Annotated in this window: 14 protein-coding genes; all 14 read left to right on the top strand. The window is 70.5% G+C overall.

All coding sequences use genetic code 11. The features are described 5' to 3' along the window. Nucleotides 1-5: 5 nt before the first annotated feature. Nucleotides 6-1,331, top strand: coding sequence for a dihydroorotase (locus ABIE21_RS04375; RefSeq protein WP_354024404.1), 1,326 nt, complete (start codon nucleotides 6-8; stop codon nucleotides 1,329-1,331). Then, complete coding sequence (locus ABIE21_RS04370; RefSeq protein ID WP_354023552.1) at nucleotides 1,324-1,824, top strand: PH-like domain-containing protein; 501 nt, start codon at nucleotides 1,324-1,326, stop codon at nucleotides 1,822-1,824. The genes ABIE21_RS04375 and ABIE21_RS04370 overlap by 8 nt, the downstream gene beginning before the upstream one ends. Beyond that, complete coding sequence (gene carA, locus ABIE21_RS04365; protein WP_354023551.1) at nucleotides 1,821-3,002, top strand: glutamine-hydrolyzing carbamoyl-phosphate synthase small subunit; 1,182 nt, start codon at nucleotides 1,821-1,823, stop codon at nucleotides 3,000-3,002. Before ABIE21_RS04370 ends, carA begins: the two co-directional genes overlap by 4 nt. Further along, nucleotides 3,002-6,304, top strand: coding sequence for a carbamoyl-phosphate synthase large subunit (gene carB / locus ABIE21_RS04360; protein ID WP_354023550.1), 3,303 nt, complete (start codon nucleotides 3,002-3,004; stop codon nucleotides 6,302-6,304). The genes carA and carB overlap by 1 nt, the downstream gene beginning before the upstream one ends. Continuing rightward, nucleotides 6,301-7,149: an orotidine-5'-phosphate decarboxylase gene (pyrF, locus tag ABIE21_RS04355; protein WP_354023549.1), complete on the top strand. Its 849-nt coding sequence runs from the start codon at nucleotides 6,301-6,303 to the stop codon at nucleotides 7,147-7,149. The genes carB and pyrF overlap by 4 nt, the downstream gene beginning before the upstream one ends. Next, nucleotides 7,146-8,042, top strand: a complete 897-nt coding sequence (gmk, locus tag ABIE21_RS04350; protein ID WP_354023548.1) for a guanylate kinase — start codon at nucleotides 7,146-7,148, stop codon at nucleotides 8,040-8,042. Before pyrF ends, gmk begins: the two co-directional genes overlap by 4 nt. 48 nt (nucleotides 8,043-8,090) lie before the next feature. Beyond that, complete coding sequence (gene rpoZ, locus ABIE21_RS04345; RefSeq protein WP_184235522.1) at nucleotides 8,091-8,351, top strand: DNA-directed RNA polymerase subunit omega; 261 nt, start codon at nucleotides 8,091-8,093, stop codon at nucleotides 8,349-8,351. A 29-nt stretch (nucleotides 8,352-8,380) separates the two neighbouring features. Continuing rightward, the gene (gene coaBC, locus ABIE21_RS04340; protein ID WP_354024403.1) at nucleotides 8,381-9,565 is read left to right on the top strand and encodes a bifunctional phosphopantothenoylcysteine decarboxylase/phosphopantothenate--cysteine ligase CoaBC; all 1,185 of its coding nucleotides are present in this window, start codon (nucleotides 8,381-8,383) and stop codon (nucleotides 9,563-9,565) included. Between the two features lie 37 nt (nucleotides 9,566-9,602). Continuing rightward, on the top strand, nucleotides 9,603-10,799 hold the full coding sequence (gene metK, locus ABIE21_RS04335) for a methionine adenosyltransferase (RefSeq protein WP_354023547.1): 1,197 nt from the start codon (nucleotides 9,603-9,605) through the stop codon (nucleotides 10,797-10,799). A 47-nt stretch (nucleotides 10,800-10,846) separates the two neighbouring features. Next, a complete protein-coding gene (locus ABIE21_RS04330) occupies nucleotides 10,847-12,820 on the top strand; it encodes a primosomal protein N' (protein WP_354023546.1) in 1,974 nt (657 codons plus the stop codon). 37 nt (nucleotides 12,821-12,857) lie between these two features. Continuing rightward, complete coding sequence (gene fmt, locus ABIE21_RS04325) at nucleotides 12,858-13,778, top strand: methionyl-tRNA formyltransferase (RefSeq protein ID WP_354024402.1); 921 nt, start codon at nucleotides 12,858-12,860, stop codon at nucleotides 13,776-13,778. Next, on the top strand, nucleotides 13,775-15,136 hold the full coding sequence (locus ABIE21_RS04320) for an RsmB/NOP family class I SAM-dependent RNA methyltransferase (protein ID WP_354023545.1): 1,362 nt from the start codon (nucleotides 13,775-13,777) through the stop codon (nucleotides 15,134-15,136). Before fmt ends, ABIE21_RS04320 begins: the two co-directional genes overlap by 4 nt. A gap of 2 nt (nucleotides 15,137-15,138) precedes the next feature. Beyond that, on the top strand, nucleotides 15,139-15,798 hold the full coding sequence (gene rpe, locus ABIE21_RS04315) for a ribulose-phosphate 3-epimerase (protein ID WP_354023544.1): 660 nt from the start codon (nucleotides 15,139-15,141) through the stop codon (nucleotides 15,796-15,798). Nucleotides 15,799-15,883: 85 nt separating this feature from the next. After that, nucleotides 15,884-16,858: a nucleoside hydrolase gene (locus ABIE21_RS04310; protein WP_354023543.1), complete on the top strand. Its 975-nt coding sequence runs from the start codon at nucleotides 15,884-15,886 to the stop codon at nucleotides 16,856-16,858. Nucleotides 16,859-16,869 lie beyond the last annotated feature (11 nt).

Genomic DNA, 16,869 nt, shown 5'->3' with positions numbered 1-16,869 from the left:
GAAATATGACCATCGTCATCCAGGGTGCGACTCTGCCGAACGGCACCAGAACCGACCTCCTCGTCGACGGGGGCGTGATCACCGCGACCGGCTCCGGGGTCACCGCGAACGGCGCCACCGTCATCGACGCGACCGGGCTCACCGCCCTCCCCGGCCTCGTCGACCTGCACACCCACCTGCGTGAACCCGGCTTCGAGCAGAGCGAGACCGTGCTCACCGGCTCCCGCGCCGCCGCGATCGGCGGCTTCACCAGCGTCTTCGCGATGGCCAACACGAGCCCCGTCTCCGACACCGCCGGAGTCGTGGAGCAGGTCGCCTCCCTCGGCGCCCGTCACGGCTACGTCACCGTTCGCCCCATCGGCGCCGTCACCGTCGGCCTCGCCGGCACCGCGCTCTCCGAGATCGGCGCCATGGCCGGATCCCGCGCCGGCGTGCGGGTGTTCTCCGACGACGGCATCTGCGTCTCCGACCCGCTGCTCATGCGCCGCGCGCTCGAGTACGTGAAGACCTTCGACGGCGTCATCGCGCAGCACGCGCAAGACCCACGCCTGACCGAGGGCGCCCAGATGAACGAGGGGGCGCTGTCGAGCGAGCTCGGCCTCGCCGGGTGGCCCGCCGTCGCCGAGGAGTCGATCATCGCCCGCGACGTGCTGCTCGCCCAGCACGTCGGGGCCCGCCTGCACATCTGCCACCTGTCGACCGCCGGGAGCGTCGACGTGATCCGCTGGGCCAAGGCCCGCGGCATCGACGTCACCGCCGAGGTCACCCCGCACCACCTGCTGCTCACCGAGCAGCTCGTGCGCGGCTACGACTCCCGGTTCAAGGTGAACCCGCCTCTGCGCCGAGAAGAAGACGTGCTCGCGCTGCGCGAGGCCCTCGCCGACGGCACCATCGACATCGTCGCCACCGACCACGCCCCGCACCCGCTCGAGGCCAAGGAGTGCGCCTGGGACGAGGCCGCGAACGGCATGGTCGGGCTCGAGTCCGCGCTCAGCGTCGTGCAGGCCGCCGTCGTCGACACCGGCTACCTGAACTTCGAGGATGTCGCGCGCGTGCTGTCGGCGAAGCCCGCCGAGATCGGGCGGCTGGCCGGCTACGACACCGCCTTCGCCGTCGGCAGCCACGCCAACTTCACCCTCTACGACCCGAGCGTCAGCCGGGAGTTCGGCACGGAGCACCTGCACGGCAAGAGCGTTAACTCGCCCTACCTCGCCCGCACCCTCCCCGGCCGCGTCATCGCCACCATCCACGACGGCTACCCGACCGTGCTCGACGGCGAACTCGTCGACCCGGCCGAGGTCGCGGCCGCAGCGGAGGCGGCCCGTGGATAAGCAGGTCTCCGCCGCCATCGTCATCGGCCTCATCGTCGTCTTCCTCGGCCTCATCGCCCTGGGCTGGTACACGCGCAAGCGCCGGCAGCGCGCTATCGCCGCACCGCAGCATCCGCCGGCCGACCTCGGCGCCGTGCTCGGGACGTTCCCCGGCTTCTACGTCGCCACCACCCTCGCCGACGACCGGTTCAACCGCGTCGCCGTGCACGGGCTCGGCTTCCGCGCCCGCTCCGAGGTGATCGTCGCCGAGGCCGGCATCGTCGTGCCCATCGCCGGGCAGCGCGACACCTTCATCCCGCGCGGCGACATCACCGCCGTCGCCCCCGCCACCTGGACCATCGACCGTGTCGTCGAGACCGACGGACTGACCATGGTCGCCTGGACTCTCGCCGAGACCGCGGTCGAAAGCTATTTCCGCGCGGAGAACCCGGAGGCGTTCGTCGCCGCCGCGGTCTCTCTCGCTCCGCTCACCACAGAAAGGGACTCGAAGTGACGAGCACCCCCGCACCCGCAGTCTTCGTGCTCGAAGACGGCACCCGCTACACCGGCCGCGCCTACGGCGCACTCGGCCGCTCGCTCGGCGAGGCGGTCTTCGCCACCGGCATGACCGGCTACCAGGAGACCCTCACCGACCCGAGCTACGCCGGGCAGATCGTGCTGATGACCGCGCCGCACATCGGCAACACGGGCATGAACGACGCCGACGAGGAGTCGAGCCGCATCTGGGTCGCCGGGTTCGTCGTGCGCGACCCCTCCCGCGTCGTGTCCAACTTCCGCTCGCAGCGCTCCCTCGACGACGACCTCGTCGAGCAGGGCGTCGTCGGCATCAGCGGCGTCGACACCCGCGCCATCACCCGCCGACTGCGCGACTCCGGCGCGATGCGCTCCGGCATCTTCTCCGGCACCGACGCGGAGCTCGGCGACGACGAGCAGCTCGCCATCGTGCGCGCCGGCCGCGACATGCGCGGGCTCAACCTCTCGGGCGAGGTGTCGACGCAGGAGACCTACGTCGTGCCCGCGATCGGCGACAAGATCGGCAACCTCGCCGTGCTCGACCTCGGCGTGAAGACCTCCACCCTCACCTACCTCTCGCAGCGCGGCTTCGACGTGCACGTCCTCCCGCAGTCGGTGACCCTCGCCGAGGTTCTGGCGATCGAACCCGTCGGCGCGTTCTACTCGAACGGCCCGGGCGACCCGGGCGCATCCGACGCCCACGTCGACCTGCTGCAGGGCATCCTCCGCGAGGGACTGCCGTTCTTCGGCATCTGCTTCGGCAACCAGCTGCTCGGGCGCGCGCTCGGCTTCGGCACCTACAAGCTGCCCTTCGGCCACCGCGGGATCAACCAGCCCGTCGTCGACGTGTCGACCGGCCGCACCGAGATCACGAGCCACAACCACGGGTTCGCCGTCGACGCCCCCATCGGCGAGATCACCGAGTCGCCCGCCGGCTTCGGCCGGGTCGAGGTGAGCCACGTCAACCTCAACGACAACGTGGTCGAGGGCCTCAACGCGCTCGACATCCCGGCCTTCAGCGTGCAGTACCACCCGGAGGCGGCGGCGGGACCGCACGACTCCAACTACCTGTTCGACCGCTTCCACGACGCGGTGCTCGCGAAGCAGGCGGCGAATTCCGAGGCTTCGACAGGCTCAATCAGCAAGGAAGACAACTAATGCCCAAGAGGGACGACATCACCTCGGTACTGGTCATCGGCTCAGGGCCGATCGTCATCGGCCAGGCCGCCGAATTCGACTACTCGGGCACCCAGGCCTGCCGCGTGCTGCGGGAGGAGGGCATACGCGTCATCCTCGTCAACTCCAACCCGGCGACGATCATGACCGACCCGGACTTCGCGGATGCCACGTACATCGAGCCGATCACGTGGCAGGTCATCGAGACCATCATCCAGAAGGAGAAGCCCGACGCGATCCTCCCCACCCTCGGCGGCCAGACGGCACTGAACGCGGCGATCGACCTGCACAACAACGGCATCCTCGAGAAGTACGACGTCGAGCTGATCGGTGCCTCGTTCGAAGCCATCCACAAGGCCGAGGACCGCCAGCTGTTCAAGCAGCTCGTGCTGGACGCGGGGGCGGATGTCGCCAAGAGCTACATCGCGCACACCGTCGAGGAGGCCGTCGACTTCGCCGAGGACCTCGGCTACCCGCTGGTCATCCGCCCCTCCTTCACCATGGGCGGCCTCGGCTCCGGTTTCGCGTACGACCGCGACGAGCTCGTGCGCATGGTCGGCGACGGCCTGCACCAGAGCCCCACCACCGAGGTGCTGCTCGAGGAGAGCATCATGGGCTGGAAGGAGTACGAGCTCGAGCTCATGCGCGACACCGCCGACAACACGGTCGTCGTCTGCTCCATCGAGAACGTCGACCCCGTCGGCGTGCACACCGGCGACTCGATCACCGTCGCCCCCGCGCTCACCCTCACCGACCGCGAGTACCAGAACATGCGCGACATCGGCATCGACATCATCCGCGCCGTCGGCGTCGACACCGGCGGCTGCAACGTGCAGTTCGCCGTCGACCCGGCCGACGGCCGCATCATCGTGATCGAGATGAACCCGCGCGTCTCCCGGTCGAGCGCCCTCGCCTCGAAGGCCACCGGCTTCCCGATCGCGAAGATCGCAGCGAAGCTCGCTATCGGATACCGCCTCGACGAGATCGACAACGACATCACCAAGGTCACCCCGGCCAGCTTCGAGCCGACCCTCGACTACGTCGTGGTGAAGGTGCCCCGCTTCGCATTCGAGAAATTCCCCGCCGCCGACACGACGCTCACCACCACCATGAAGAGCGTCGGCGAGGCCATGGCCTTCGGCCGCAACTTCTCCACCGCGCTGCAGAAGGCACTGCGCTCGCTCGAGAAGCGCGGCTCCAGCTTCCACTGGCGCTACGAGCTACGCGACAAGGCCGCGCTGCTCGAGCTCGCGAGCGTGCCCACCGACGGCCGCATCGTCACCGTACAGCAGGCCCTCGTCGCCGGCGCCACCGCCGAAGAGGTCTTCGACGCCACCAAGATCGACCCCTGGTTCATCGACCAGATCGTGCTCATCAACGAGGTCGCGGCGACCATCGCCGCCGCCGACGAGCTCGATACGGCGACCTTCCGCCACGCCAAGGACCACGGCTTCTCCGATGCGCAGATCGCCGAGATCCGCGGGCTCGACGAGGCCGACGTGCGCTCCACCCGCTACGCGCTCGGCGTGCGCCCGGTCTTCAAGACCGTCGACACCTGCGCCGGCGAGTTCCCCGCCCTCACCCCGTACCACTACTCGAGCTACGACCTCGAGACCGAGGTGCAGCCCAGCGACCGCCGCAAGGTGATCATCCTCGGCTCGGGACCGAACCGCATCGGGCAGGGCATCGAGTTCGACTACTCGTGCGTGCACGCGAGCTTCGCGCTCTCCGACGCGGGTTTCGAGACGATCATGATCAACTGCAACCCCGAGACGGTCTCCACCGACTACGACACCAGCGACCGGCTCTACTTCGAGCCGCTCACCCTCGAGGACGTGCTCGAGATCGTGCACGCCGAGAGCCAGAGCGGCGAGCTCGTCGGCGTCGTCGTGCAGCTCGGCGGCCAGACCGCCCTCGGCCTCGCCCAGGGTCTCAAGAACGCCGGCGTGCCGATCCTGGGCACCACCCCCGAGGCCATCGACCTCGCCGAGGAGCGCGGCCTGTTCTCGAAGATCCTCGAGAACGCCGGCCTCATCTCGCCGAAGAACGGCACGGCCACCGACGCGAGCGAGGCGGTCGAGATCGCCGAGAACATCGGCTACCCCGTGCTCGTGCGCCCGTCTCACGTGCTCGGCGGCCGCGGCATGGAGATCGTCTACGACACCGAGAGCCTCGTCGACTACTTCGAACGGGTGAAGGACCTCGTCATCATCGAGCCCGGCTCGCCCCTGCTGGTCGACCGGTTCCTCGACGACGCCATCGAGATCGACATCGACGCGCTGTACGACGGCACCGAGCTGTACATCGGCGGCATCATGGAGCACATCGAGGAGGCCGGGGTGCACTCGGGAGACTCCGCCTGCACCCTGCCGCCGGTCACCCTGGGGCGTGACGTCATCGACCGTGTGCGCGAGGCCACCCTCGGCATCGCCGAGGGCATCGGCGTGAAGGGCCTCCTCAACGTGCAGTTCGCCATCGGACAGGGCATCCTCTACGTGCTCGAGGCCAACCCGCGCGCCAGCCGCACCGTGCCGTTCGTCTCCAAGGCGCTGGGCATCCCGCTCGCGAAGGCGGCGGCACGCGTCATGGTCGGCGAGAGCATCCGCTCGCTCGTCGACTCGGGACTCCTTCCCGCTCAGGACGGATCCTCAGTGCCGATGGATGCCCCGGTGGCGGTCAAAGAGGCCGTGTTGCCCTTCAAACGCTTCCGCACCAAGGAGGGCAACGTCGTCGACTCCGTGCTCGGCCCGGAGATGCGCTCCACCGGCGAGGTCATGGGGATCGACTCCAACTTCCCCAAGGCGTTCGCGAAGAGCCAGGAGGCCGCGTACGGCGGACTCCCGAACTCGGGCAACGTCTTCGTCTCGGTCGCCGACCGCGACAAGCGCGCGATCATCCTGCCGATGCTGCGCATGAGCCAGCTCGGCTTCGAGATCCTCGCCACCGAGGGCACAGCGGAGATCCTCAGCCGCAACGGCATCCCCGCGCGCATCGTGCGCAAGTACTTCCAGGGCCAGCTCGTGGTCGAGGGGGAGCCGACGATCGTCGACCTCATCAACCAGGGCGAGGTCGACGTCGTGATCAACACGCCGAGCGGCCGGAGCGCCCGCGCCGACGGCTACGAGATCCGCACCGCCACGGTCGCGGCCGACAAGCCGCTGTTCACCACGATCGCGCAGCTCGCCGCCGCCGTCGCATCGTTCGAGGCCGTGCGCGAACCGTTCACTGTGCGCTCGCTCCAGGACTACGCGATCGACCGCGCCGAGCGACTGGCCCGCGTATGACCCTCGGTTTCGGCGCACGCCTCTCGGAGGTCTTCGAGGCCTCCGGGCGGCTGTGCGTGGGGATCGACCCCCATCCGTACCTGCTGGGGGAGTGGGATCTCGCGGACGACGCCGACGGCCTGCGCGAGTTCGGCCTGCGCGTCGTCGAGGCGACCGCGGGCCGCGCGGGCATCGTCAAGCCGCAGGTCGCGTTCTTCGAACGCCACGGGTCGGCGGGCTACGCCGCCCTCGAGCAGGTGCTCGCCGCCGCGCGCGCCGCGGGACTCGTGGTCATCGCCGACGTGAAGCGCGGCGACGTCGGCACCAGCGTCGAGGCCTACGGCCAGTCGTGGCTCACTCCCGGCTCGCCGCTCGAGTCCGACGCCATGACGATCAGCGCCTTCCAGGGCGTCGGGTCGATCGAGGCGCCGCACCGACTCGCCCTCGCCACCGGCAAGGGGCTGTTCGTGCTCGCCGCCACCTCCAACCCGGAGGCCGCGGCACTGCAGCGCGCCGTGCTCGACACCGGACCCTCTGCCGGAAAGACGGTCGCGGCGAGTATCGTCGGTGACGTGCACGACTGGAACTTCGAGGAAGCCTCCCTCGGCTCCACGGGCGTCGTGATCGGCGCCACCGTGAGCCTCGGCGACTACGGCATCGAGCCGCGGTCGCTCACAGCCACGCCCATCCTCGCACCGGGCTTCGGCCATCAGGGCGCCCGGGTCGCCGACGCCCGAATGCTGTTCGGCGAGGCATCCGCCAACGTCATCGTGAGCGCCTCACGCAGCATCCTCGCCGCCGGTCCCTCCGGCATCGCCGACGCGATCACGGCGCAGTCGACCGAGATCCGAGGGGCATTCGCATGAACCCACGTCCCACACCGCCCGACGTCGACCGCGTCGCCGCGGCGAAGGCGGCCGTCGCCGCCCGCCGAGCCCGCGCAGCCGTGAAGAAGTCTGTCGCCGACCGCTCGCGCACCGCGCTCGACGTCGCGGAGACCGCTTGGCACACCCCCACGAGCGCCGAGGCGACCCTGCGCGTGACCGAACTGCTCACCAGCATCCCCACGCTCGGGCCCACCAGGGTCGCCCGCCTGATGGACTCGCTCGCGATCTCCGACCGCAAACGCGTCGGAGGCCTCGGCACACGGCAACGGGTCAAGCTGCGCGACTACCTCGTCGCCCGCGCCGGGGGAGAGCCGGCACGACTCGTCGTGCTCGCCGGGCCGACCGCCGTCGGCAAGGGCACCGTCTCGGCGTACATCCGCGAGAACTACCCCGACGTGCTGCTGAGCGTGTCGGCGACGACGCGGGCCCCGCGCCCCGGCGAGATCGACGGCGTGCACTACTACTTCGTCAGCGACGAGGAGTTCGACCGCAAGATCGCCGCAGGCGAACTGCTCGAATGGGCGATCGTGCACAACTCGTACCGCTACGGCACGCCGCGGCCGCCGATCGACGCTGCCCTCGCCGCCGGACGCCGGGTGCTGCTCGAGATCGACCTGCAGGGCGCTCGCCTCGTGCGTCAGGCGATGCCCGAGGCGATCCTCGTCTTCCTGCTGCCTCCCACCTGGGACGAACTCGTGCGCCGCCTCATCGGCCGCGGCACGGAAGACGCGGCAGAACAGACCCGCAGACTCGAGACCGCGAAGGTCGAACTGGCCGCCCAGGACGAGTTCGACGTGAAGGTCGTCAACCGCGACGTCAGCGAAGCGGCGCGAGAAGTCGTAGAGTTGATGGCAGTGCCCGTTTCCCCATAGGGGTTCGGTCGCGCCTACTTCTCTCAATTCCCCTACAAAGGAGCACCCATGGCTGACAAGAACAGCGGAATCATTGACCCGCCCATCGACGAACTGCTGTCGAAGGTCGACTCCAAGTACCAGCTCGTGATCTTCGCGTCGAAGCGCGCCCGCCAGATCAACAACTACTACGCCGACCTGCACGAGGGAAGCCTCTTCGACAACGTCGGACCGCTCGTCGACTCGACCATCGAAGACAAGCCGCTCTCCGTGGCACTTCGCGAGATCAACAACGACAAGCTCGAGCTCAAGCGCTTGAGCGGCGAGTAATCAGCACCACGAATCATCCAGTGACCGTCTTGAACGTCGTCGTCGGCATCACCGGCGGTATCGCGGCGTACAAGGCGGTCGCTGTCGTTCGCGCCCTTGTGCTCGCCGGCCACGACGTGCACGTCGTCGCCACCGACGCCGCCCTGAGGTTCGTGGGCAAGCCCACCCTCGAGGCCATCAGCCGCAACACGGTGCACACCGACCTCTACGAGGGAGTCGCCGAAGTGCGGCACGTGGCGATCGGCCAGGCCGCCGACCTCATCGTCATCGCCCCGGCCACCGCCAACTCCATCGCGAAGCTCGCGGCCGGTATCGCCGACGACCTGCTCGGCAACACCGTTCTCGCCTCGACCGCTCCGGTCGTGATCGCACCCGCGATGCACACCGAGATGTGGCAGAACCCGGCGACCGTCGCGAACGTGGCTCTGCTGCGCTCCCGCGGAGTCCACGTAGTCGGACCCGCGGTCGGCCAGCTCACCGGAAAAGACAGCGGACCGGGCCGGATGAGCGAGCCCGACGACATCGTCGAGGCCGCCCTCGCCGTCGTCACCCCCAAAGACCTCCTCGGCAGGCGCATCGTCGTGACCGCCGGCGGCACCCGCGAACCGCTCGACCCCGTGCGTTACATCGGCAACAGGTCGAGCGGCAAGCAGGGACTCGCCATAGCGGTCGGCGCCGCCGCACGCGGGGCCACGGTGACGCTCGTCGGTGCCAACCTCGAGGTGCACGCCGCGGCATCCGACGACCTCCACGTCGTGCACGTCTCGACCACCCTCGAACTCGAGGCGGCGGTCACCGCCGCGGCAGCCGAAGCGGACGTCGTCGTTATGGCCGCCGCCGTGGCCGACTACCGGCCCGAGAGCGTCGCTCCGGCGAAGATCAAGAAGGACGTGCAGGGCGACACCCTGCAGCTCACCCTCGTGAAGAACCCCGACATCCTCGCCGGGCTGGCGGGCGCACGACGCGACGGTCAGGTGATCGTCGGCTTCGCCGCCGAGACCGTCGACGACCGCGAGCAGCTACTCGCGCTGGGCCGGGCCAAGATCGCGCGCAAGGGCGCCGACTATCTCGTCCTCAACAGGGTGGGCTGGACCGAGGGGTTCGCCACAGAGAGTAACTCGATCATCGTGGTCAATTCGGCCGGGGATATAGTGAGCGAGGCCAGCGGCACGAAGACGTCGGTGGCCGCTCGTATTCTCGATCTGTTGACCTGAACACCCGTATCAACCGTTTCCAGCCAGAGGCTAATCAATGAGCTCCCCACTGCGTCTTTTCTCGTCCGAATCCGTGACGGAGGGGCACCCGGACAAGATCTGCGACCAGATCTCCGACAGCATCCTCGACGCCCTGCTCGAGGTCGACCCGCACGCGCGCGTCGCCGTGGAGACCCTCGTCACGACCGGGCTGGTGCACGTCGCCGGAGAGGTCACCACCACCGGCTACGTCGACATCCCCACGATCGTTCGCAAGCGCATCTCCGAGATCGGCTACAACTCGTCCGACGTCTGGTTCGACGGCCGTTCCTGCGGCGTCTCCGTGTCGATCGGCGGGCAGTCGCCCGACATCGCCGCGGGAGTCGACCACGCCCAGGAGACGCGCGAGGAGTCGAGCGGCGACGCCGACGACCTGCAGGGCGCGGGCGACCAGGGCATCATGTTCGGCTACGCCACCACCGAGACGGCAGAGCTCATGCCGCTGCCGATCTGGCTCGCGCACCGTCTGGCCGAGCGCCTCGCGTTCGTTCGCAAGTCGGGGCTCGTCGACTACCTGCGCCCCGACGGCAAGACCCAGGTCACCATCGGCTACGAGGGCGCCGTTCCGCGCACCGTCGAGACCGTCGTCGTCTCCACCCAGCACTCGCCCTCGATCAGCACCGCGCAGCTGCGCGCGCACATCGAGGAGATCGTCATCCGCCCGGTGCTCTCGACGATCGCGCTCGACTCGAACAACGTGCGCATCCTCATCAACCCCACCGGCGTGTTCCACATCGGCGGCCCGCAGGGTGACGCCGGCCTCACCGGCCGCAAGATCATCGTCGACACCTACGGCGGCGCGGCACGCCACGGCGGCGGCGCGTTCAGCGGCAAAGACCCCTCGAAGGTCGACCGCTCGGCCGCGTACGCTCTGCGCTGGGTCGCGAAGAACGCGGTCGCCGCCGGATTCGCCGACCGCCTCGAGGTGCAGGTCGCATACGCGATCGGCAAGGCGTCGCCCGTGGGGCTCTACGTCGAGACCTTCGGTACCGCGCACGTCGACGAAGACACCATCATCGGCTCCATCAACTCCGTCTTCGACCTCCGCCCGAGCCGCATCATCGGCGAGCTCGACCTGCTGCGACCCATCTACGCGGAGACGTCGACCTACGGCCACTTCGGGCGTGAGCTCCCCAACTTCACTTGGGAGCGGCTCGACCGGGTCGACGCGCTGCGCGCGGCTGCGAAACTATAGACGCTCTATTCGACGTAACCGAGCACAGCGGGGAGGCGGCGCGGCCCATGAGCCAGGCATCTGTCGCCCGAGTGCTCATCGACTCGCCCCTGCCCCAGCTCGACCGGCTCTTCGACTACGGCATCCCCGAGAGCCTGCGTGAACGTGCCGTCGCCGGGGTGCGGGTGCGGGTGCCGTTGCGCTCGGCGGGCCGAGTGGCCGACGGATTCATCGTCGAGATCGCGCCCCCGGGTGACTACTCCGGCGTGCTCAGCGAGATCGAAGAGGTCGTCTCCGACATCCCCGTGCTGACGCCTGAGGTGTGGGCGCTCGCCCGCAAGGTCTCGGAGCGCGCGGCCGGCAACGCCAACGACATCGTCCGGCTCGCCGTGCCCAACCGGCAGGTGCGGGTCGAGAAGGCCTACCTCGCCGCCGAGGAACGCCCGCCCCTGGCAGCGCTCGAGCCGCCCGCGCGCATCCACGGCTACGGCGACGGCGTCGTCGAGACGGCGATCGCCGCCCGCCAGCGGCTCGCGATCGACGCCGTGCCCCTCGTCGCCGAGGTCGAGCCCGGAGTCTGGGTCGGCGAGTGGGCCGTGACGATGGCGGCCGCGGCGGCGGCGACGCTCGCCGGCGGCGCCACCGCCATCCTCGCCGTGCCCGACTACCGCGACCAGGAGCAGCTCGCCGCAGCGCTGGCGGCGGTCCTGCCTGCGGAACGGGTCATCCGCCTCGACGCCAAACAGTCCAACCCCCACCGCTACCGCGCGTTCCTGCGCTGCCTGCGCGACGACCCCGTGGTCATCATCGGCAACCGCTCGGTCGTCTACGCCCCGGCCGCCACCCTCGGCCTCATCGCGGTCTGGGACGACGGCGACCCGCTGCACAGCGAACCGCTGAGCCCCTACGTGCACGCCCGCGACGCGGCGCTGGTGCGCCAGGAGCAGCAGGGCTGCGCGCTCATATTCCTCGGGCACTCGCGCAGCACCGAGGTCGAGCGCCTCGTCGAGGTCGGCTGGGTGCGTTCGCTGGCCCCGCAGCCGGCCGTGCTGCCGAAGGTCGTGCCGACCGCCCAGCAGTCGTCCGAAGACCGCCTCGCGGCGCAGGCGCGCATCCCGTCCACCGCCTGGCGCGAGGCCAGGGCAGCCCTCGAGCAGGGGCCGGTGCTCGTGCAGGTCGCCCGGCCCGGCTACGCGCCGCGCCTCGCCTGCGTCGACTGCAAGCGCAGCGCGCGCTGCATGAAGTGCGAGGGCCCGCTCGGCCAGAAGTCGTCGCGCTCGACTCCCGCCTGCAACTGGTGCGGCGCTCTGGCCGTCGAATGGAAGTGTGCGAACTGCGAGGGCGAACGCCTGCGCTTCGTCGGCTCCGGCGCCGGGCGCACGGCCGAAGACCTCGGCCGTGCCTTCCCCGGGGTGCGCATCATCGTCGCCGACGGCGAGCGCCCCATCCTCACCGTCGGCGCCGAGCCCGCGCTCGTCATCGCCACGCGCGGCGCCGAACCCGTCGCGGCCGGCGGCTACCGTGCCGTGCTGCTGCTCGACGGCGAGAGCATGGTCGCCCGTGAGAGCCTGCGTGTCGCCGAGGACTGCCTGCGCTGGTGGTCGAATGCCGCGGCCCTCGCCGCCCGCCGCGCCCCGATCGTGCTCGTCGGAGTCGGCGGCGCGCTCGCGTCGGCCTTCGTCACCTGGCGCCAGGCCGACTTCGCGCGCTCAGAGCTGGCCGACCGCCGGGCGCTGCGCTTCCCGCCCGCGGTGCGCGTCGCCACCGTCACCGGCACCGTGCAGGCCGTCTCCGACGCCATCGCGAGCGTGAACGTCGACGGGCCCGACATCCTCGGCCCCGTCGACGTCGACGGCGGGGGAGTGCGCACGATCGTGCGCTTCGACTACGCGCACGGCGCCGAGATCGCCGCCGGGCTGCGCGCCGAGGTCGTCAGGTCGGCGGCCAACCGGCGGCGCGCTCTGGGCAAGGCGGCGCGCGGACCGGTTCCGGTCAGTCTCAAGGTGCGGTTCGACGACGTGGAGCCGTTCCTCGACCAATAGCGCGCCGAAAGTGCGGGAGAATGACCTAATGACTTCTCTGCGCCTCGTGTTCGCTGGCAGCCCCGCCGCCGCGGTGCCGAGCCTGACCGCCCTCGCCGCCTCCCGCCACGATGTCGCCGCCGTCGTCACCCGCGAGGACTCGCCGCAGGGCCGGCGCGGCACCCTCACCCCGACGCCCGTCGCGACCATCGCCGACGAACTCGGCGTGCCGACGATCAAGGCCAACCGTCTCGCGGGCGACGCAACCGAGAGCATCACCGCCCTCGGCGCCGACCTCGGCGTCATCGTCGCCTACGGGGGCCTGGTGCGCGAACCGCTGCTGAGCGCACCGCGCCTCGGCTGGATCAACCTGCACTTCTCCCTGCTGCCGCGCTGGCGCGGGGCCGCGCCCGTGCAGCGCTCCATCATCGCGGGCGACGAGCTGACCGGCGCCACCGTCTTCCGGCTCGTCCCCGAACTCGACGCCGGCGACGTGTTCGGGCAGCTCACCCAGTCGATCGGAGGGCACGAGACGGCGGGACACCTGCTCGACTCCCTCGCGCTGAGCGGCGCCGAACTGCTCGTCCGCGTGGTCGACGCGATCGCGGACGGCGACGCCGTCGCCGAGCCGCAACGGGGCGACGTGACCCTCGCGCCCAAGCTGACCCTCGACGACGGCCGGGTCGACTTCACCCGACCCGCGCACGACGTCGTCAACCTGATCCGCGGCGTCACCCCCGAGCCCGGGGCGTTCACCACGCTCGACGGCGCCCGGCTCAAGATCCTCGACGCCGTCATCGCGCGCGACGCCCCGCGTCTCGCCCCCGGCCACCTCGAAAGGCAAGGCAAGCTCATTCTCGTAGGCACAGCATCCGACCCGGTCCAGCTGATCACCGTGCACCCCGCCGGACGCAAGGCGATGGACGCCGGCGACTGGTGGCGCGGTCGCGCCGCCGACGCCGCGGCGGTCGCCGAATGAGCGCCGTGCAGCCGGCCCGCCGCATCGCCCTCGACGTGATCCTCGCTGTGCGTGAGTCCGACGCCTACGCCAACCTGCTGCTGCCCGTGCGGCTGCAGCGCGCAAAGCTCTCCGAGGCGGACGCGGGCCTGGCCACCGAGCTGACCTACGGCACCCTGCGGCGCCAGGGCTACTACGACGCCGTCATCGCCCTCGCCGCCGGCCGTCCCGTCGAGAAGATCGACCCGGCCATCCTCGACGTGCTGCGGCTCGCCTGCCACCAGCTGCTGTCGATGCGTGTCGCCCAGCACGCCGCCGTCGACGAGTCGGTGCAGCTCGCCAAGACCGTCGGCTCCAACTCGGCCACCGGGTTCGTCAACGGTGTGCTGCGCACCATCACTCGCACCCCCGTCTCCGAGTGGCAGGACCGCGCCCTCGCGAGCGCGAAGAACGACGACGAGCGCCTCGGCATCCTGCACTCGCACCCCGTCTGGATCATCCGGGCCTTCCGTTCCGCCCTCGCCGCCGAGGGCCGCGACTCCGAGCTCGACGACCTGCTCGAGGCCGACAACGTCGCGCCCCGCGTCAGCCTCGTCGCCCTGCCCGGCGAGTCCACCGTCGCCGAGCTCGACGCCTACGCCGCGACGTACTCGCCCGTCGGCGCCGTGCTCGACGGAGGAGACCCGCTGCAGCTCGAGGCGGTGCGGGCAGGACGCGCCCGTGTGCAGGACGAGGGCTCCCAGCTCGCGGCCCTCGCCCTCAGCCGGGTGCGCCCGGTCGTACGGGGAGAACGCTGGCTCGACCTGTGCGCGGGCCCCGGAGGCAAGGCAGCCCTGCTCGCCGCGGAAGCCGCGCAGTCGGGCGCCGTGCTGGTCGCGAACGAGGTCGTTCCCGCCCGCGCGGAGCTCGTACGCAAGGCCCTCGCCGTCTTCGACCCCGCGCCCGAGGTCTGGGAGCTCGACGGCACCACGGTCGGCGACGACCATGCGGACGAGTTCGACCGCATCCTCATCGACGCGCCGTGCACGGGCCTCGGCGCCCTGCGCCGCCGGCCCGAGGCCCGCTGGCGCAAGTCGCCGCGCGACGTCGCCCACCTCTCCGGCCTTCAGTCGAACCTGCTCGACGCGGCGATCACCGCGCTCAAGCCGGGCGGGGTGCTCGCCTACGTGACCTGCTCGCCGCACCTCGCCGAGTCGAAGGTCATCGTCGAGGGCGCCGTGAAGAAGTGGGGCGACGCCATCGAGCGCATCGACACTCCCGCCGTGCTCGCCACGATCACCGGCGAGACGCTCGATCTCGGCGACACGAAGCACGCGCAGCTCTGGCCGCACCGCCACGGCACCGACGCCATGTTCATCCAACTCATCGGTAAGGTCTAGCCATGTCCGTGCGCATCAACCCCAGCATCCTGGCCGCCGACTTCGCGAACTTCGAGCGCGAGCTGGGGCGTATCGCCAGCGCCGACCTCGTGCACGTCGACATCATGGACAACCACTTCGTGCCCAACCTCACGTTCGGTCTCGCCATGACCGAGCGCCTGCAGGAGCTGTCGACGATACCGCTCGACGTGCACCTCATGATCGACGACCCCGACCGCTGGGCGCCCGGCTACGCGGAACTCGGCGCCTACTCGGTCACCTTCCACGCAGAGGCGGCGAAGGACGCCGTGTCGCTGGCCCGCCGACTGCGCGACATCGGCGCCCGCGCGGGCATCGCGCTCAAGCCGGACACAGCGGTCGAGCCCTTCCTCGACCTGCTGCCCGAGTTCGACCAGGTGTTGGTGATGACCGTCGAGCCCGGCTTCGGCGGGCAGAGCTTCATCTCCTCGACCATGCCGAAACTCGGCCTCCTCCGCGAGGCCGTCACGAAGACCGGGCTGGATGTCTGGCTCCAGGTCGACGGCGGCATCACCGCCGACACCATCGTGATCGCCGCAGAGGCGGGCGCCGACACGTTCGTCGCCGGGTCCAGCGTGTTCCGCGGCGAACCCGCCGACAACATCGCCACGCTGCGTGCGGCCGCCGAGGCACACGCCCACTAGAGCCCCGCACCACCCTCCCCGCAACAGGCCGGAAACACCCGGCCGTTAGCATCGGCACGTCCGCCACCAGAACCACCGGAGCACCATGACCACCGCACGCGCCCCCTACTACCTCGACTGCGACACCGGCATCGACGACGCCCTCGCCATCGCCTACCTGCTCGAGGCCGCCGCCGACGAGTCGCGCGGCATCGACATCGTCGGCATCGGCAGCGTGAGCGGCAACGTCTCCGCCGCGGTCGGCGCCGTCAACACCCTCGACCTGATCGCCCTCTCCGGGCGCACCGACATCCCCGTCGCCGTCGGCGAACACCATCCGCAGGGCGGCGAGTTCCGCGGCGGCGCACCGCACGTGCACGGCGCCAACGGCATCGGCGACGTCGAGATCGCCGCGTCCGGGGCGTCCGTCGTCGACGAGTCGGCCGCGGAGATGCTCGTGCGCCTCGCCCGTGAGCACGCGGGCGAGCTGCGCGTCATCGCGATCGGCCCGCTCACCAACATCGCAGCGGCCCTCCGCCTCGAACCCGGGCTGCCGAGCCTCGTCAAGGAGCTCACCCTCATGGGCGGCGCCGCCGCAGTGCCCGGCAACATCACCCCCGTCGCCGAGGCGAACATAGCCAACGACGCGGATGCCGCGGCCGAGGTCTTCGCCGCCGACTGGTTCATCACCATGGTGCCGCTCGACGTCACCATGCCGAACGTCTTCCTCGAGCACCACCGCCAGGCCCTCATCGACTCCGGCCGCCCCGTCGCGGTCGCCGTCGGGCACATGCTCGACTACTACTTCGAGTTCTACGTCGGCGTGTACGGGCACCGCGCCTCCGCGCTGCACGACCCGCTCGCCGTCGCGATCGCGCTCGGCGACCTGGAGCTGAAGTCCGCCCCGGTCGTGCGCGTGCTCGTCGACGACACCGCCGGGCCCGGACGCGGCCAGACCGTCTGCGACCTTCGCGGCGTGTACAACGGCTTCCCCGAGCAGAGCGGCGCGCACACCCGCGTCGTGCTCGCGCTCGAGGAGGACTTCGCGCCGACCCTGCTCGCCCGTCTGCTGCTCGCCTAGCCCCCACCCGC

The organism is Conyzicola nivalis (genome assembly GCF_040548875.1).
GTDB lineage: Bacteria > Actinomycetota > Actinomycetes > Actinomycetales > Microbacteriaceae > Conyzicola > Conyzicola nivalis_A.
Note: the sequence above shows the minus strand (reverse complement) of the source record. Positions and strands in the feature narration are given on the sequence as shown.

Excerpts from the sequence above, each read along its gene's own strand:
- rpoZ (WP_184235522.1), top strand. The coding sequence starts at position 8,091 with ATGGCTGACAAGAACAGCGGAATCATTGACCCGCCCATCGACGAACTG.
- ABIE21_RS04375 (WP_354024404.1), top strand. The coding sequence starts at position 6 with ATGACCATCGTCATCCAGGGTGCGACTCTGCCGAACGGCACCAGAACC.
- pyrF (WP_354023549.1), top strand. The coding sequence starts at position 6,301 with ATGACCCTCGGTTTCGGCGCACGCCTCTCGGAGGTCTTCGAGGCCTCC.
- metK (WP_354023547.1), top strand. The coding sequence starts at position 9,603 with ATGAGCTCCCCACTGCGTCTTTTCTCGTCCGAATCCGTGACGGAGGGG.
- ABIE21_RS04320 (WP_354023545.1), top strand. The coding sequence starts at position 13,775 with ATGAGCGCCGTGCAGCCGGCCCGCCGCATCGCCCTCGACGTGATCCTC.
- carB (WP_354023550.1), top strand. The coding sequence starts at position 3,002 with ATGCCCAAGAGGGACGACATCACCTCGGTACTGGTCATCGGCTCAGGG.
- ABIE21_RS04310 (WP_354023543.1), top strand. The coding sequence starts at position 15,884 with ATGACCACCGCACGCGCCCCCTACTACCTCGACTGCGACACCGGCATC.
- rpe (WP_354023544.1), top strand. The coding sequence starts at position 15,139 with ATGTCCGTGCGCATCAACCCCAGCATCCTGGCCGCCGACTTCGCGAAC.
- gmk (WP_354023548.1), top strand. The coding sequence starts at position 7,146 with ATGAACCCACGTCCCACACCGCCCGACGTCGACCGCGTCGCCGCGGCG.
- ABIE21_RS04330 (WP_354023546.1), top strand. The coding sequence starts at position 10,847 with ATGAGCCAGGCATCTGTCGCCCGAGTGCTCATCGACTCGCCCCTGCCC.